Origin of the sequence: Lutibacter maritimus, from assembly GCF_900116115.1 — a bacterium.
Classification (GTDB): Bacteria; Bacteroidota; Bacteroidia; order Flavobacteriales; family Flavobacteriaceae; genus Lutibacter; species Lutibacter maritimus.
This window is the reverse complement of sequence record NZ_FOZP01000001.1, coordinates 495,737-513,253: the sequence shown is the minus strand read 5'-3', so window position 1 is coordinate 513,253 and position 17,517 is coordinate 495,737. Positions and strand designations below refer to the sequence as shown.

General features: G+C 27.0%; 15 protein-coding genes and 2 tRNA genes. 11 read left to right on the top strand and 6 right to left on the bottom strand.

Annotation, left to right across the window (positions count from 1 at the left end):
- From BM335_RS02495 to BM335_RS02480, 4 genes are read left to right on the top strand one after another with little or no spacing between them, the layout of a single operon-like run.
- Positions 1-372: an RNA-binding S4 domain-containing protein gene (locus tag BM335_RS02495; RefSeq protein ID WP_090222756.1), complete on the top strand. Its 372-nt coding sequence runs from the start codon at positions 1-3 to the stop codon at positions 370-372.
- Positions 359-1,147, top strand: a complete 789-nt coding sequence (locus tag BM335_RS02490; RefSeq protein WP_317041013.1) for an SDR family oxidoreductase — start codon at positions 359-361, stop codon at positions 1,145-1,147. Before BM335_RS02495 ends, BM335_RS02490 begins: the two co-directional genes overlap by 14 nt.
- 3 nt (positions 1,148-1,150) lie before the next feature.
- Positions 1,151-1,738: a class I SAM-dependent methyltransferase gene (locus BM335_RS02485; protein WP_090222752.1), complete on the top strand. Its 588-nt coding sequence runs from the start codon at positions 1,151-1,153 to the stop codon at positions 1,736-1,738.
- Between the two features lie 6 nt (positions 1,739-1,744).
- The gene (locus tag BM335_RS02480; RefSeq protein ID WP_177219138.1) at positions 1,745-2,242 is read left to right on the top strand and encodes a phosphoribosyltransferase family protein; all 498 of its coding nucleotides are present in this window, start codon (positions 1,745-1,747) and stop codon (positions 2,240-2,242) included.
- Here BM335_RS02480 and BM335_RS02475 read toward each other — a convergent pair whose 3' ends face one another.
- Positions 2,243-2,752 (bottom strand): shikimate kinase, encoded by a 510-nt coding sequence (locus BM335_RS02475; protein WP_090222748.1) that lies wholly within the window; start codon positions 2,750-2,752, stop codon positions 2,243-2,245.
- Positions 2,753-2,875: 123 nt separating this feature from the next.
- Between BM335_RS02475 and BM335_RS02470 the strand changes: the two genes are divergently transcribed.
- The 7 genes from BM335_RS02470 (at position 2,876) to BM335_RS02440 (ending at position 8,405) form a co-directional block, all read left to right on the top strand.
- Positions 2,876-2,948 (top strand) — tRNA-Lys (locus BM335_RS02470).
- Positions 2,949-2,991: 43 nt separating this feature from the next.
- Positions 2,992-3,076 (top strand) — tRNA-Leu (locus BM335_RS02465).
- A gap of 145 nt (positions 3,077-3,221) precedes the next feature.
- A complete protein-coding gene (locus BM335_RS02460) occupies positions 3,222-3,602 on the top strand; it encodes a hypothetical protein (protein ID WP_090222745.1) in 381 nt (126 codons plus the stop codon).
- A gap of 131 nt (positions 3,603-3,733) precedes the next feature.
- Positions 3,734-4,222, top strand: a complete 489-nt coding sequence (locus tag BM335_RS02455; RefSeq protein WP_090222742.1) for a hypothetical protein — start codon at positions 3,734-3,736, stop codon at positions 4,220-4,222.
- Positions 4,223-4,474: 252 nt separating this feature from the next.
- Entirely contained in the window at positions 4,475-6,706 is a 2,232-nt protein-coding gene (locus BM335_RS02450) for an ATP-binding protein (protein WP_245780592.1), read from the top strand.
- Between the two features lie 21 nt (positions 6,707-6,727).
- Positions 6,728-7,519 carry a Rossmann-fold NAD(P)-binding domain-containing protein gene (locus tag BM335_RS02445; RefSeq protein ID WP_090222739.1) on the top strand — a complete coding sequence of 264 codons (792 nt, stop codon included), beginning with the start codon at positions 6,728-6,730 and terminating at the stop codon, positions 7,517-7,519.
- A 64-nt stretch (positions 7,520-7,583) separates the two neighbouring features.
- Complete coding sequence (locus BM335_RS02440; RefSeq protein ID WP_090222737.1) at positions 7,584-8,405, top strand: carboxypeptidase-like regulatory domain-containing protein; 822 nt, start codon at positions 7,584-7,586, stop codon at positions 8,403-8,405.
- A gap of 98 nt (positions 8,406-8,503) precedes the next feature.
- Here BM335_RS02440 and BM335_RS02435 read toward each other — a convergent pair whose 3' ends face one another.
- From BM335_RS02435 to BM335_RS02415, 5 genes are all read right to left on the bottom strand, one after another.
- Positions 8,504-9,331 carry a prohibitin family protein gene (locus BM335_RS02435; protein WP_090222735.1) on the bottom strand — a complete coding sequence of 276 codons (828 nt, stop codon included), beginning with the start codon at positions 9,329-9,331 and terminating at the stop codon, positions 8,504-8,506.
- Positions 9,332-9,421: 90 nt separating this feature from the next.
- Entirely contained in the window at positions 9,422-10,558 is a 1,137-nt protein-coding gene (locus BM335_RS02430; RefSeq protein WP_090222732.1) for an efflux RND transporter periplasmic adaptor subunit, read from the bottom strand.
- Between the two features lie 9 nt (positions 10,559-10,567).
- A complete protein-coding gene (locus tag BM335_RS02425; protein WP_090222729.1) occupies positions 10,568-14,896 on the bottom strand; it encodes a CusA/CzcA family heavy metal efflux RND transporter in 4,329 nt (1,442 codons plus the stop codon).
- A 79-nt stretch (positions 14,897-14,975) separates the two neighbouring features.
- A complete protein-coding gene (locus BM335_RS02420) occupies positions 14,976-15,353 on the bottom strand; it encodes a hypothetical protein (RefSeq protein ID WP_090222726.1) in 378 nt (125 codons plus the stop codon).
- 130 nt (positions 15,354-15,483) lie between these two features.
- A complete protein-coding gene (locus BM335_RS02415) occupies positions 15,484-17,511 on the bottom strand; it encodes a hypothetical protein (protein ID WP_090222722.1) in 2,028 nt (675 codons plus the stop codon).
- Positions 17,512-17,517: the final 6 nt, after the last annotated feature.

The window sequence follows — 17,517 nt, the reverse complement described above, 5'->3', positions numbered from 1 at the left end:
ATGAGAATTGATAAATATTTATGGTGTATCCGTTTTTATAAAACTAGAAGTATTGCTACAGAGGCTTGTAAAAAAGGACATGTAAAAATTAATGGCGATAGTGTAAAACCATCAAAAATTGTGTTTAGTGGCGAAAAATTAACTGTTAGAAAAGATCAAATTAACTATCAAATTCAAGTATTAGATATGCCTACCAGCAGATTAAGTGCTAAATTAGTAGATTTATATAGAAAAGATATAACACCTGCTGAAGAGTTTGAAAAGTTAGATTTATTAAAATATTCTAAAGATTTTTACAGAAAAAGAGGCACTGGAAGACCTACAAAAAAAGACAGAAGAGATATTGAAGATTACCAAGATGATGAAGATTAATTTACAACATAAAAGAGCACTTGTTGGGGGAAGTACTCAAGGCTTAGGAAAAGCAATTGCCTTAAAATTAGCAAAATGTGGAGCCTCCGTAACTTTAATGGCTAGAAATGAGCAAAAATTAAAAACAGTTTTAAATGAATTAGACACAAGTTTAAATCAAAAACATAACTATTTAGTAGTTGATTTTTATGATTTTTCTTCATTTGAAAAAATTACAACCAACTATTTTAAAAATAATACTATTGATATTTTAATAAATAACACCAATGGCCCAGAAGCTGGAGGCGTTTTTGAAAAAGAAATCATTGATTATCAAAATGCATTTGATTTACTGTTTAAAACAACCAACCATTTAACCATGTTGGCATTACCACAAATGAAATTAAATAATTTTGGAAGAATTATAAATACAACTTCCATATCTGTAAAAACTCCACTTTTGCATTTAGCACTTTCAAATACTATTCGATCAGCAGTAGTAATGTGGGCAAAAACATTATCAATAGAAGTTGCAACTTATGGAATAACTGTAAACAATATTTTAACTGGAATATTTGATACAGAAAGAATTAAACAATTAAATAAATTTCAAGCTCAAAGTAAAAACATTTCATTAGAAGAAAATTTGAAATTAATTACCGATGATATTCCTACTGGAAGATTAGGAAAACCAGAAGAATTTGGATATTTAGTTGCATTTTTAGCATCTGATTACGCTGCATATATTACCGGAACAAATATTCCAATTGATGGTGGTTTAATAAAATCTATTTAAAAAATGAATTCAAGGTTTAATAAAGATTATTGGGAAAATAAATATAAAGAAAATGCTACTGGCTGGGATATTGGTTATGCTTCTACTCCACTAACAACATACTTTAATCAACTTACAAATAAAGACTTACGTATTTTAATTCCTGGTGGAGGAAACTGTTATGAAGCTGAATATTTATTTGAACATGGATTTAAAAACGTATTTGTTATTGATATTGCTTTACAACCTTTAAAAAATTTAAAAAAGCGTTTCCCAGATTTTCCTGATGAGCATTTAATTCACGATGATTTTTTTAACCATTCCGAAACGTATGATTTAATTATTGAACAAACTTTTTTTTGTGCTTTAGATCCTAATTTAAGAACCGCATATTGTAATAAAATGCACAACTTATTAAATAAAAATGGTAAAGTTATCGGGCTGCTTTTTAATTTTGAACTTACCGAAGTTGGTCCACCATTTGGAGGAAGTATTGTAGAATACACAAAACTATTTTACGAAAAATTTTCAATAAATGTATTAGAAAGATGCTATAATTCTATAAAACCTAGAGATGGAAGAGAATTGTTTTTTATCTTTGAAAAAAATTAAATAACCATGGATAGTTCTATCATATTAACAAATGAGCAAATTCAAAATAAAACAAGAAGAATTGCTTATCAAATATACGAAACTAACAGTAACGAAAAAGAAATTATTATAGCCGGAATTAATGGAAATGGCTATGTATTTGCTCAAAATATAGTTAAAATATTAAAAGAAATTTCTACTATAAAAATTGTTTTGTGTGAGGTGAAAATTGATAAAAAAAATCCATTAAAAAAGGTTGAAACAGATATACCTTCTAATGATTATAAAAATAAATCTTTAGTTTTAGTTGATGATGTTTTAAGTTCAGGAACAACATTAATGTATGGAATTAAACACTTTTTAGAAGTTCCGTTAAAAAAATTTAAAACAGCAGTTTTAATAAATAGAAATCATAAAAAATATCCAGTAAAAGCAGATTTTAAAGGAATTTCGTTATCTACATCTATGCAAGAGCACGTTGCTGTGGTTTTTGAAAAAAATAAGGCGCTAGCAATAATTGAGTAATTAAATAAATGTCATTATTTCTTTTGAAACTTCACTAATACTTTTATTATTAACTAAAATGGTATTATCAGATCTTTCATAAAACTGATTTCTTTCAAATAAATGCTTGGCAATAAACTCCTTTAAATTATTTGTTCCTAAAGTAGCAACTAAAGGTCTTTTAGATGTTTCACCAATCAATCTTTCGTAAATAGTGTTTATAGATGCGTTTAAATAAAAAGATTTGGATTTATTTTTAATTATTTCCATATTATTTCCATAGCATGGTGTTCCGCCTCCTAATGAAATTATTAAATTTTTATCAAAATTTAATAATTCTTTTAAATATTCACCTTCTTTAATTCTAAAATATATTTCTCCTTTTAATTTAAATATTTCAGAAATACTTAATTGTTCTTTTTTTTCTATAAAATCATCTAAATCAACAAATTGAATATTTAATTCTTTAGCTAATAATTTACCAACTGCAGATTTACCACTTGCCATATAGCCTAATAAAACAACTTTCATACTCTTAATTTTGAGCTTTAAAATTTAAAAAAACAAATATCGGTTAAAAAACTACATAAAAAAACTTGTCATATATAACTATTGGTTATATATTTGCACTCGCAATTGCGAAAAAGGAAGAATGACCTGGTAGCTCAGTTGGTAGAGCACCTCCCTTTTAAGGAGGTGGTCCTGGGTTCGAGCCCCAGCCCGGTCACAAAAGGTCAAGCCAAGTGCTTGACCTTTTCTTTTTTAATTTAGCGCGTGTGGCGGAATTGGTAGACGCGCCAGCTTGAGGGGCTGGTATTCGCTTAGAATGTGCTGGTTCGAATCCAGTTACGCGCACTTAAAATTAAATTTATACAATAATTATAGACTTTAAATATTGTTGTAAGTTCCTTACCCATCTTTAAAATAAGTTTTTTTAACTTTTTTTATAAAAAAATACAGTTTTGGTTTTTTGAATTAAAAAACGATTTACATTTGTGTCATGAAAAAATGGTTTTTTTTAAGTATTATTTGCTTACTTTCAGTGCACTACTGCTTTGCAACTGAAGGTATTGATAAAACTGTTCAAATTAAATCCAACATTTCTCAAACTAAAATTAGTAAACTTCAAAAAGATACTGGTTTTACTTTTGTAGCTTCTACAATAATAACATCTATTGCGGAAAATGAAAGTTCTTTACAAGAATCTAGTCAATCTCAAATTTCCACATTTAAAAATAATTCGAATAATTTTTCACTTTTTTTAAAAATAACTGAAGAAATTTATTCAAGTACCTTTTCGCAATACACAACTGCTTTTTATAATTTTTTAATAAAATATAGAAAAACAGATCTTATATATCCTTTCCATTATTTTTGGTGATTTTATTTTAACACTTACGTATTTTAAAGCATCATAAACAGCTATTTTATATTTAAACACATCATATGTGCATAAATTTAGTTTTATATGCTATTGATTTTTAAATAAATAATTAAATAAAACATAATATAATGGATTCAAGTACACTTATAATTGGATTAGTAATGGTTGCGCTTTGCACCTTACCATTTATACTATCAGGAAATAGTAGAACAAAAAATGAACAAAAAATTAAAAATGCTTTTTTTGAATTAGCAACTAAAAATAATACAACCATTTTACAAAATGATATTTGGTATAAATCTGCAATTGGCATAAATACTACCAGTAATGAATTGTTTTTTTATAGAAAAATTAAAGACACTGAAACTTCAGAAATAATACAATTATCTGATTATCAAAAATGTAAAATAATGAAATTAAATGACAGTAGTAATCATATTGAATTATTACAGTTAGTTTTAACATCAAGCTCTTCAAATAAACCAGAAATAGTTTTAGAATTTTATAATGCAGAATTAAACCCTCAACTAAATAAAGAGGTACAATTAATTGAAAAATGGTCGAAATTAATTAATGATACTATTCATTCTTCAATAAAAATTAAAAAAGCAGTTTAAATACACTCTAGAGCACATTTAATAAAATTTTAAATTATTAAATGTGCTCTAAAATATATTAAAATCTTTAGTCAACTACTTTAAAAGAATTATTATATTTAGTTTATTGTAAGTGACATAAGTCAATTATTAATAAAATTAAATTTTAGAAATTTGCATACATCTTTAGTGTGAGTTTTTAAAATTTATCAGATGTAATCATATTTAAATTTTACAAAACTTAAAACATAAGTCTTATTTAAACTATACTTAATGGATTTTGATAAAAATAGAATTGAGCAAATGAATTATAATAAATTCACTTTATCATTTCCTGAAGAGAAAGAAATTTTATATCGAAAAAAATATTTTAAAGACTCACTTTTACAACTAAGAATTGCACTGCTTTTACTTGCAACTATATACGGTTTATTTGGGTTTTTAGATTTTCAAATATTTCCTGAATATGCTGATATATTTCTTAAAATTAGATTTTTAGTTGTAATTCCTTTTATTTCATTTGTTTTAATATTTTCATTCTCTAAAATATTTCAAAAGTATTGGCAAGCATTATTAATAATTAGTTTTATTGTTGGTGGGACTGGTATAAGTGTAATGACCATGTTTGAACCTGAAAATTACTCATATTATGCGGGCTTAATGTTGGTTTTTTCGGCTGGATATTTTTTTATTAAATTACGTTTTTTTTACGCCACTATTGCTGGTTGGATTACGTTGATTATTTTTAACATACTTGCTATCTTTATTATACAAGCACCGCTAATAGTTATTATATCTAATAATTTCTTTTTTATTAGCGCTAATGTTATTGGCATGGTTGCTAGTTATAATATTGAATTTCAAAAACGTAATAACTTTCACTTAAACCAAAAATTAGATGATGAAAAACTATTAATTGAAAAATTAAATAAAAATTTAGAAAAAAAAGTAACGGAAAGAACTCAAGAATTAACCCTTGCAAAAGAAATAACTGAAGCAATAAATTCTAATATTACGGCAATTATTGAAGGTACAACAAATAGCATTTGGGCTTTTGATAATGATTATAATATTTTATACATAAACCATGTATTTCAACAAGAATTTTACAATTCTTTTAATGTGCTATTAACACAAGGCTCTAATTTAGTAAAAGGACTTCCTGAAAATTTAAGGCCAATTTGGAAACCAAGATACGACAGAGTATTAATTAACGAGCAGTTTTCTATTGAAGATATTGTAGATTCACCAAACGGAAAAATATATATACATATTGATTTTAACCCAATTATAAAAAACGGAAAAGTAATTGGTGGTTCATGTTTTGGAAGCAATATAACTGAAAGAAAACTTATAGAAGAGGAACTTTTAAATGCAAAAGAAAACGCTGAAAAAAGCGATAAATTAAAATCTGCATTTTTGGCGAATATGAGTCATGAGATACGAACTCCAATGAACGGTATCTTAGGATTTTCATCACTATTGCAAGAACCACACCTTTCAGGAGAAAAACAACAAAAATATCTTGAAATTATTGAAAAAAGCGGAAATAGAATGCTTAATATTATTAATGATATTATAGATATTTCGAAAATAGAATCTGGATTAATGCAAGTTTCAATAAAAAAAGTAAATATTAATGAGCAGTTAGAATATATTTATTCCTTTTTTAAACATGAAGCTGAGAATAAAGCTTTACAACTTACTTTGCTAAAAACACTTCCAGATGAAGATGTGATTATAAAATCAGATCCTGACAAACTATCTGCAATACTTTCAAATTTAGTTAAAAATGCAATCAAATATACTTCAAAGGGATCTATAGAGTTTGGATATCATAAAAAAGAAAATAATATTGAATTTTTTGTAAAAGATACAGGTATTGGTATTCCAAATGATAAGCAGAGTGTAATTTTTGAAAGATTTATTCAAGCCGACATAGCTGATAAAATGGCAAGGCAAGGTGCTGGATTAGGATTATCAATATCCAAAGCATTTATAAAAATGCTGAATGGTGAAATTTGGGTAGAAAGCGATGAAAATAAAGGAAGTACTTTTTATTTTACACTTCCTTACTCCAATAACATATCAAAGCAAACAACTGCAAATAATAAAGTTCAATCAACCAATACTAAAAATCTAAATCTTAAAATTTTAATTGCAGAAGATGATGAAACTTCCTCATCGTTACTTTCAATTTTAGTAAAAGAAATTAGTAGTGAAATAATTACTGCTTTTGATGGTGTTCAAGCTGTTGAAATTTGCAAAAAGAATCCTGATATTGATTTAATTCTTATGGACATTCAAATGCCAAATTTAAACGGATTAGTGGCAACAAAACAAATAAGACAGTTTAATAAAAATGTAATTATTATTGCTCAAACTGCTTATGGCCTTTCTGGAGATGAGGAAAAAACAATTGAAGCAGGTTGTAATGGTTATATTTCAAAACCAATTGATAAGGATAATTTATTTGCATTAATTACAAAATACTTTAAAAATTAGTAAGTTTGTACAAAAAGTATATTGAATAAAACAATAAGTATTTTAGGATGTGGATGGTTAGGATTACCAACAGCAAAACAATTAGTTAAAAACGGTTATTTTGTAAAAGGTTCTACAACTTCTGAAAATAAAATTAACCTATTTAAAGATTTAAAAATTGAACCGTATTTAATTTCATTAGAAAATTTATCAAATTCTAAAATTTCTGATTTTTTAAAATCAGAAATTCTCTTAATTGCAATACCTTCTAAAAATATTGATGGTTTTAAAAAACTACTCACTTACATCAGCACATCCACAATAAAAAAAGTGATTTTCATAAGTTCAACATCTGTTTACACTGCTAAAAATAATATAGTTACAGAAAAGGATGTTTTAGAATCTTCACCGCTTTTAGAAATTGAAAACCTTTTTTTAAAAAATAAACAATTTAAAACAACCATTATACGTTTTGCTGGTTTATTTGGCTACAATAGAAAACCGGGTAACTTTTTTATGAATGGTAGAGTTATTCCTAATCCTAATGGTTTTGTAAACATGATTCATCAAGATGATTGTGTAAATATTTTATATGAAATAATTTCAAAACAAATTTGGGGTGAAATATTTAATGCTTGTGCTGATATACATCCAAATAGAAGAGATTATTATATAAAAGTTAAAAGTGATATTGGTGTTGAACAACCTGTTTTTGAAGAAAAAGACAACAGTCCTTTTAAAATAGTATCAAATAAAAAACTAAAAAAAGCATTAAATTATTCTTTTAAATATCCTGATCTTTTAAAAATAAATTATAATTCTCCAGACTTATAAAAGTGAATTATTTTTTAATTATAATTAACATTATTTTATAAGATTAATAGTAATATTGCATATGATGAAAAAATTATTATACATAGCCATAATCCTTATTTCATTTGATGGAATTTCTCAGCAAATAAAGTTAAAGGACTCATTAAAACCACTAGAACACACATTTCCTCTATATGGACAAATAGTGGATTTTTCAGACAAACAGCCTTTAAAAGCTGCCAATCTGTTTAATTTAAATAGTGTTATTGGAACAGTAACCAATGATGAAGGAAATTTTGAAATTCCTACAGCGGTTAATGATACTTTATATATTTCCTATTTAGGCTATCAATCTATAAAATTGAAAATTACTAATGATTTGTTAAAAGGAAATGAATTAGTAATAGAATTGCATGAAAAAGCAGAACAACTAAAAGAAGTTGTAGTAAAATCGCATAAACTTATTGGTGTTTTAGAAATTGATGCAAAAAATGTACCTAAAGATAAGTATGCTCGTATACACATAAATGGAATTCCTCAAACTTATGAAGTTGGTGTTAAACAAGCTAAAAGTTACAATTCTGCAGTTGACGCATTGTTTAGACCAATTGATTTTATTTACAATAAGTTTGGAAAAAAACCACAACAGTTAGCAAAGCTTAAAAAACTAAGAGATCAAGATGAGTTAAGATCTTTATTAGAATCAAAGTTTAATAGAGAACTCATGATGGAATATTTAGAATTGGATGAAAATGAGTTGAACGAATTATTAAATGAATGTAATTATTCTGATTATTTTATTAAACAAGCCAGTGATTTACAATTAATTGAAGCCGTACTTTTATGTTATGAGAATTATAAAGCCATAAAAAAAGGAAGTACTATTAAAGAAAAAGACAAACAATAATTTTTAAAGATTATTTCAATAAAACTTATCATAATAATAAATGCCTGATAAAAAATTATCAGGCATTTTTATGCATTATATAAAATGGAAATTTATAATTAATTATTTCCCAATATTAATGGTAAACCATCTTTAGAGCTACCAACAATAACCACTTTACTATTTGGAGATTTTGAAAGCTCTAATGTAGCTTCAATACCTTTATCTTGTAAAATTTTATCAGTTAATGATGCACTTAAAATTTTATTTGCATCAGCTTTACCTTTTGCTTCAATAATTTGTTTTTGAGCTTCCTTTTGTGCAGTTACCAATCTAAATTCGTATTCTAAAGATTCTTGCTCTTGTTTTAATTTGCGTTCAATTGCATCTTTAATTGTAGCTGGTAGTGTTACGTCACGTACCAAAACTTCGTTTAATTGAATGTATTGTACATCAAGAATTTTTTTAGTTTCTTCAAAAATTTCACTTTGTATAACATCTCTTTTGCTAGCATATAACTGTTCTGGTGTATAACGACCTACAACACTACGTGCAGCAGAACGCAAAGCAGGTTTTATAACACGTTCTAAATAATTTTCACCTTTTTCTTGATGTAATTTTCCTAAATTTTCGTGTTGAGGAACATACCAAGCAGAAACTTCTAAAATAATATCCAATCCGTTAGAAGAAAGAACTTTCATTTTTTCAGATAATTCTTGTTGACGCACTTCATAAATAACTACACTATTCCAAGGTGCTACAATATGAAATCCTTCACCCATTGCTGGTTCATCTATTACTACTCCTCCATCAAAACGTTTCCACAAAACACCAGATTCACCGGCATCAATAGTTACTGTAGATTTAGAAAGAAATATTATTAAAACTATTCCTAATATAATTAAAGGCATTAAACTTTTAGGCAATTGTAATTGTCCGTTACTCATCTTTATTTTTTTTAAAATTTTATCAAAAATACGAAACAGAAGTTAGATATCTTAATTAAAATAGAATATTCGGCATCAATCATTCAATGTTTATTCTTCTAAAGGAGTAAAAACACCTTTCACTAAAATTTGTTTATCTTTTAATGAATTTTCAGAATCTAAAACTTCTACAAAATTTTCATTTTTTAACCCAATTTCAACAGTTCGTTTTTCAAATTGATAATTTCCATCTTTCTGTTCAGTTAGCAGCAAAATAGCATAAGAATTATCTTCTTCAATTATTGCAGAAATTGGTAAAGCCATTCTTTGTAATTCATTAGTAACAATTTCAGCTTCTACAAACATGCCTACTAAAAAATCTTGTTTCTCGTTTTCTAAATGTCCGTGTACTTTTACCGTTCTATTTTTTTCGTCAATAGCTTTTCCAATTAAATGCACTTCGGCATCGTACCAATTTGTTGAGTTTTCCGGTAATTTAAAGCGTATTTTTTGGCCTTCTTTAACGTTCATTACATCTTTTTCAAAAATGACCAATTCAATATGTTTATGCAAATCATCAATAATTTCAACCAACACATCAGATTCATTCATAAATTTCCCAACACTTGCATACACTTGTGTTACACTACCATTTATTGGCGCATAAACTGGAATTGTACTTGTAAATTTACCAGCTTTTACATTGTTTATATTAATATTCATCAACCTTAATTTTTGCCCTAAACCATTAAATTGAGCCAACGAACTTTTATAATCACTCTCAGCTTTTAAATAATTTTTTTCTGAAGTAATTTTTTCATTAAATAAGGTTTTCTGACGTTCAAATTCGTTTTTTAAATACGTAAGCGTTTCATTCAACTCTAAATAATTTTGTTGAATTTCAATAAAATCTGGATTTTCAATAGTTAGCAATAATTGTCCTCTTTTAACTTTTGTACCAATTAATAAGTGTGAAATTTTAACATAACCGCCCATTATAGCACTTACCATTGCTCTATCAGTTGGTGGCACATCAATAAATCCGTTTGTTTTTATAGTTTCTGCAAACGTTTGATGTTCCATTGTTTTTAATTCCATTCCAGCACTTTTAAACTGAGCGTCTGAAACTGCTATTAAATTTGGATTTTTAGTAGTTTCAGTTACTTCTGTTTCTGATTCTTTTGAATTGTTACAAGCAGAAAATATGAAAATTGAGATTGCAACTATTGTATATATAAAATTTTTCATTGTTGAAGATTAAAGGTTTAAATAATTAATTTCTAAAGCAATTTGATTGTATGCGTTTAAATACATTAAATAATCAATTTGTAACTGATTGGCATTTTCAATACTTTGTATATATTGAAAAAAGTCTATTTCACCATTTTTATAACTTGCTGTGGCAGTCTTCAAAATAGCGCTGGCAATAGTGTTTCCATTTTCATTAAAATACGTTAATTGCGCTTCGTTTTTTTGTAACTCTTCCATTAAAATCGCGTATTTAGATTTTAACTTGAAATTAGCTTCTAACGATTCTTCTTGAGCAATATCGTATGCTATTTTTTTTGCTGAAATTTTACTGGATTTTCCCCAAAATGCTAATGGAATTGTGATACCTGCCTGAAAACTATTCACTGAATGATTGGTTGAAACATCTTCACTTCTAAAGTAATTAAAATGTAAATCTGGCAATAATTGCTGTATTTCCAACCCTTTTTGAGCCTTAAATAATTTAGAATTTTCTGTATAATATTTATTAATTAAATGATTTTCTAACTGCTGTTCTTTAATAGTTATTTTATGCAATTCTGAAGTTGAAATTTCAAAATCTTCATCTTTCTGCAATAATTGTTTTAAAGTTTGATAGGCAATTAAAATATCATTTTTAAGCTGATTTAATTGCAAGCTAAATTGCTTAAATTTTGCTTTTGAAGTAATCATTTCTAAATAATTAGACTCGCCCAATTCAAACTTTCGTTGCGCTGCATTTGAAAAATTACTATATAAACTGTCCATATATACTAAATATTCTAATTTTTTATTTAGAAATACAATTTGATAATATGATTTTGATACCTTTTTAATCAATTCATTTTTAGCTATTTCAAACGAAATTTCCGACATATTAGTTGATAAATTTGCCGTTTTATTTCGTGCAAAATACACCGTTGGAAACTCAATAGTTTGACTAAAACCATACGTTTCATAAGGTTTACCATCAACTCCTAAATTGGTTCTGTCTTTTAAATAATAAACACTTGTTTTATCAATATCAAAAGCACTCATTTTTGATTTATTAGATTTATCAATTTCCAAAGATTTTATTTGCAGTTGTTTGTTATTTTCTACAGCTATAGAAATTGCATCGTCTAAACTAATCGCTTTTATTTGTGAAAAACTAACTACTGGAATTAGTAACAATAACAATAGCAAAGTTTTAGTAATTTTCTTTTTTCGTTTCACTTTTATTAATTTTTTATCAAACAAAGCATATAAAACTGGTAACACTACCAAAGTTAAAAATGTAGCAGTTACCAAACCTCCAATTACTACAGTTGCTAATGGACGCTGAACTTCTGCTCCAGCATTTGTGGAAATTGCCATTGGTAAAAACCCTAAAGCAGCGGCTGCGGCAGTTAAAATTACAGGGCGTAAACGTTCTTTTGTACCTTTTAAAATACGTTCGTGAACATCATCAAAACCTTGTTCTTTAAGTGATTTTAAATGCTCAATTAACACAATACCATTTAGTACGGCAATACCAAATAATGCAATAAAACCAACTCCTGCAGAAATACTAAAAGGTAAATCACGCATCCATAAAAATAATACGCCTCCTACTGCAGAAAGCGGAATTGCTGAGAAAATCATTAAGGCATCTTTAATTGAATTAAATGCAAAATGCAACAATATAAATATTAATAATAATGCAATAGGAACAGCTAATTTCAATCGTGCTTTTGCGCTATTTAAATTTTGAAACTGACCACCGTAAGAAACTGTGTATCCAACTGGCAACTTAACATCTGCTTCAATAATAGTCTGAATATCTTTCACAACTGACTCCATATCTCTATTACGTACGTTTACACCAATTACTATACGACGTTTGGTATTATCTCTAGAAATTTTTGCTGGACCTTTTGTGTACTCAATAGTTGCTACTTCGTTTAATGGAATTTTATAACCAGATGGTGTGTCAACATATAAATTTTTAAGATTATCAATATTTTTTCTGTAATCTGCTTGCAAACGAACTACCAAATCAAAACGACGTTCACCTTCAAAAACACTACCCATTGTATGTCCAGCAAAAGCCATAGACACAATTTGATTTAAATCTTGAATATTTAAACCATAACGCGCCACTTTATCTCTTTTATAACTTACTGTCATTTGTGGTAAACCATCAATTTTTTCTACAATAATATCCGATGCACCTTCAACGTTTACAATCTTATTTCTAATTTCATCGGCTTTTGATGCTAGAATAGCTAAATCTTCACCATAAATTTTCACAGCAACATCAGATCTAACACCCGTAATTAATTCGTTAAAACGCATTTCAATAGGTTGCGTAAATTCAAAATCAATTCCTGGTATAATGGCAAGTTTCTCTTTAAATTTATCAGCTAATTCATCTTTTGAATCTGCTGAAACCCATTCGCCTTTTGGTTTTAATTTAATAATTACGTCACTTTCTTCCATAGACATTGGATCGGTTGGTACTTCCGCTGCACCAATTCTAGAAACAACTTGATCTACTTCAGGAAAATTTTCTAATAATATTTCCTCAATTTTGGTTGTAATTTCAGTAGTTTTTGTTAAAGTTGTTCCAGTTTTTAACACTGGTTGAATAACAAAATCACCTTCATCTAAGGTTGGAATAAATTCTCCACCCATAGTAGAAAATAAAGCGACTGTTCCAAATAATAAAGCAACAGACATTGCAATAACTGCTTTTTTATGTTTTAATGCCCATTGAATAACAGGCTCGTACATTGCAGTAAAAAAGGCCATTAAACGTTTAGAAACGTTGTTTTTAGTAACTTTTTCGGGTTTTAAAATAATAGAAGATATTACTGGAACGTACGTAAAACATAAAAACATTGCGCCAATTAAAGCAAAACTAAATGTCATTGCCATCGGTTTAAACATTTTTCCTTCAACCCCACTTAACGATAAAATTGGTATAAAAACTATTAAAATAATTAACTGTCCAAATACTGCTGAAGTCATCATTTTTGAACTGCTTTTATACGTAATATCATCAATTATTTCTTGACTTTCATATTTAGATAACTGCAATAATTCAGCTCTGCTACTCGTAATTTTAAAAGCAATATATTCAACAATAATAACAGCTCCGTCTATAATTATACCAAAATCTATGGCACCTAAACTCATTAAATTTGCATCAATATTAAAAATGTACATTAATGAAATTGTAAAAAGCAAGGCTAACGGAATTACAGAAGCAACCACAATACCCGATCTAAAACTACCTAATAATAAAATTACTACGAAGATTACGATAATTACACCTAAAATTAAATTTTCGGCAACAGTAAAAGTTGTTTTTCCAATTAACTCACTTCGCTCTAAAAAGCCATTGATATAAACGCCTTCCGGTAGTGATTTTTGAATTTCAGCAACACGTTGTTTTACTTGATCAATTACTTTATTAGAATCTCCATCTTTTAACATCATTACCTGACCTAATACCTTCTCTCCTTCTCCATTACCAGTAATAGCACCAAATCTATTAGCCGAACCAAAGTTTACATCTGCAATATTTTTGATTAAAATAGGAACTCCTTCCACATTTTTTACAACTATATTTTCAATATCCTCTAAAGATTTTATCATTCCTTCACCACGTACAAAATAACTTTCATTGGCTTTTTCAATATAACCACCACCGGCAACGCTATTGTTTTTTTCAATTGCTTCTAAAATTTCCGCATGAGAGATATTCATCGATTTTAGTTTCTCCGGATTTAAAGCAACTTCATACTGTTTTAAAAAACCACCCCAAGTATTTACTTCTACTACTCCAGGAATACCAGATAATTGACGTTTAACCACCCAATCCTGAATGGTACGTAATTCCATTGCGGAATATTTTCCTTTAAATTCAGGCTTAGTTTCTAACGTATATTGATAAATTTCTCCTAAACCTGTAGTAATTGGCCCCATTTCTGGTGTTCCAAATCCTTCAGGTATTTTTTCTGAAGCTGTTTTAATTTTTTCGGCTATTAACTGTCGTGGCAAATAAGTACCAATTTTATCTTCAAAAACAATGGTAACAACCGATAACCCAAATTTTGAAATAGATCTAATTTCTGTAACACCCGGTAAATTAGCCATTTCTAACTCAACAGGATATGTAATAAATTGTTCCACATCTTGTGTTGATAAATTTCTGGAAGTAGTTATTACCTGAACCTGATTATTTGTAATATCAGGTACTGCTCCAATTGAAATTTGGGTGAGAGAAAACAATCCAAATCCAAAAATTGCAGCGGTCATTAATAATATAATAAGCTTATTATCAATACTTGACTTAATAATTTTTTGTAACATAATGTATTAATTAGTAATGAGTAGTATTGAAAACCAAAACCATGATTCTCAAATTTATTAATAAAAAAACGAAGCTATGTTACTTTTGTGGAGGTTGTAAAAAGTTGTTTGTGAATTGATTTGATGTAGGTTCTTTGTATATGAAGTTTTTAGTATTAAAACCTATTTCAAGATTAGATACATTTAATTTTAAATTATTCATCACAAATAATTGCATATGAGAATCGGAATGTTGATGCTTAAATGGTAAATCTTTGTGTTCTTTATGTTTTTCTTGATGAGAATTTGATTTATTACCATAATGTAAATCAATAAAATTACCAAAGTTATCTCCATTCTCAATATGACAAGTAATATGATTTATTAAAGTAGGTAATTTGTATACATCATCTATTTCAAAGTTAAAACTTTGAAATAATATAGTAAATGATAATATAAATGCGCCAATTTTACCCACAAATACAATAATATATATTGAGATTATAATATGATGCTAAATGTTTCGAAATTAAATTGAATTAATAAAATTATTTTGATAAGGTTTATTGATAGTGCTATTTGATAAATTTATTGAATGTGATAAAATATTAAATTTTTCCATAATATTTACGCATAAACCACTCTATAGTTAATAAAATTACAATAAAAGCAAGCAACCATTTCCACTCAATTAGTGGAGTTTTTTCAATGGTTGATTTTTGGATGATTTTATAAGAATCATTTAATAAAAGTTGCTGTATAAGCTTATTTTCCTGATTATTATAAAAAATAGTACCATTGGTATTTTGTGCTAAAATCTTTAAATCTTGTGGGTTAGAATTACTAAATTGTTGCTCAACATCAAAAGGTAATACTTTAAAAATTCCAGAAACTGTTTCTTTTTGATTTTCTACCGATACAGTATAATTATAATCTCCAGCCTTTAAATCAGATAGTTCTAAGTTAAAACTATTAAATTCCAATGCAAAAGGAACTTTCTTTAAAATTGTTTTATTATTGTTAAAAACAGTAATCCATAGCTTACTTCTATCATCAAAATTTAAGTTTTTATCTAAATAACTTGCTGAAATACTAATAGTTTCATTTGTATAATACATCGGCTCAATAACTACATTTAACCTTTTATTCAACTGAGTTGAAGATAAATATTGAATTAAGTTAGCTATAAATCCATCAAACTGTTCAAAAGATCTATTTTCTTTAAAATTATTCATTCTCCATTGCCAACTATTTTCGCCAAATAAAATGGCCCCTTTTTGGTTGGCAACTTCATACGTTGCTAAAAGTGGTTTTTGCAACGTAATAGTTCCAATTTTTTGATACAACAATGTGTTGTAAGTACTGGAAAAATTTACTTCACCAAATAAATCTTCTAAGGGTGCAAAACTGTTAAAATCAATTTCATTCGTTTGAAAAATTGCGTATTCTTTATTTAATACTGGACTATATTTTTCTGATTGATTTGTAACTGTTTTTGAAAATATTTTTTGTGCAGAATTTAAAAAATTCCAGTCAGTACTTAAACCTGTAATTATAAAATGGTTTAGTTTTTTATCAACTACTTCTTTAAAAACAGCATTAAACTTATTGTTTGGCTGATATATTATAATCAATTGATAATCAATTAATTTTAAATTTTTATTATCAATATTTAAAATAGTAACAGACCGTTGTTTATTACTTTCAATAGCTTTTTTTAACATCCCTAAATCTGGATGAGTAATTGATGTTAACAACAAAATTTTAGTCTGATCTTCAATGACATTTACACTAAATATTTTTGAATTATTCTCTTTGTTTTTTTCATTTACAAGTGGCTCTATTACAGCAGTATAATATTGATTTCCACTTTGTTTAGATGTTATAAAAAACGATTCAGTATGTACTTTTTTTGTTGTCGAAAATTCTATCTGCTTGTTATAAACTACTTTATTATTGTGGTAAACCTTAAATGTTTTAGTTACTGATTTATCGCCATTATAATTTATAAAAACTTCAACTGGTAAATTATTATTTATATATGTAAATTGATTAACATTTAATTGATTGATAAAAATATCTTCTACAATTGTAGTATCTCCAACAATAAATGGATAGACAGGACTTTTATAATTAGCAAACGCTACATTATTACCAAGGGTTTGATTACCATCAGTAATAATTACAATTGGATTTGTTTCATCTTTATATAACTTTGAAAATTCCTTAAATGGAAGTTGTAAATTTGTTTTACTCTCTTTAAATGAAAGGGAATCTAAAGTATTTAATTGAGTGCCAAATTGATAAAAATCAACTTCAAATTTATCGTTTAAGGCAGTATTATTTTTTAATAATTCTACAAAATTTAAAACATTTTCAGATTGTGATTGGTGTTTTATAGAACTTGAATTATCAATAGCAACCAATAATTTTGGTTTTATAGTTTCAATAATCCGTTTTTTTACACTTGGATTTATGAGTAAAATAAAAATTGAAAACAAGGCTAAAAAACGTAAAAAAGAAAGCCAATAATTTAATTGGCTTCTTTCTTTATTTTTAAAAATATATTGAAACCCAGCGATACCTACTGCAACAAAAAAAGCTAAAACAATAAATATCAACACTTTAGTTTCCAATTATTT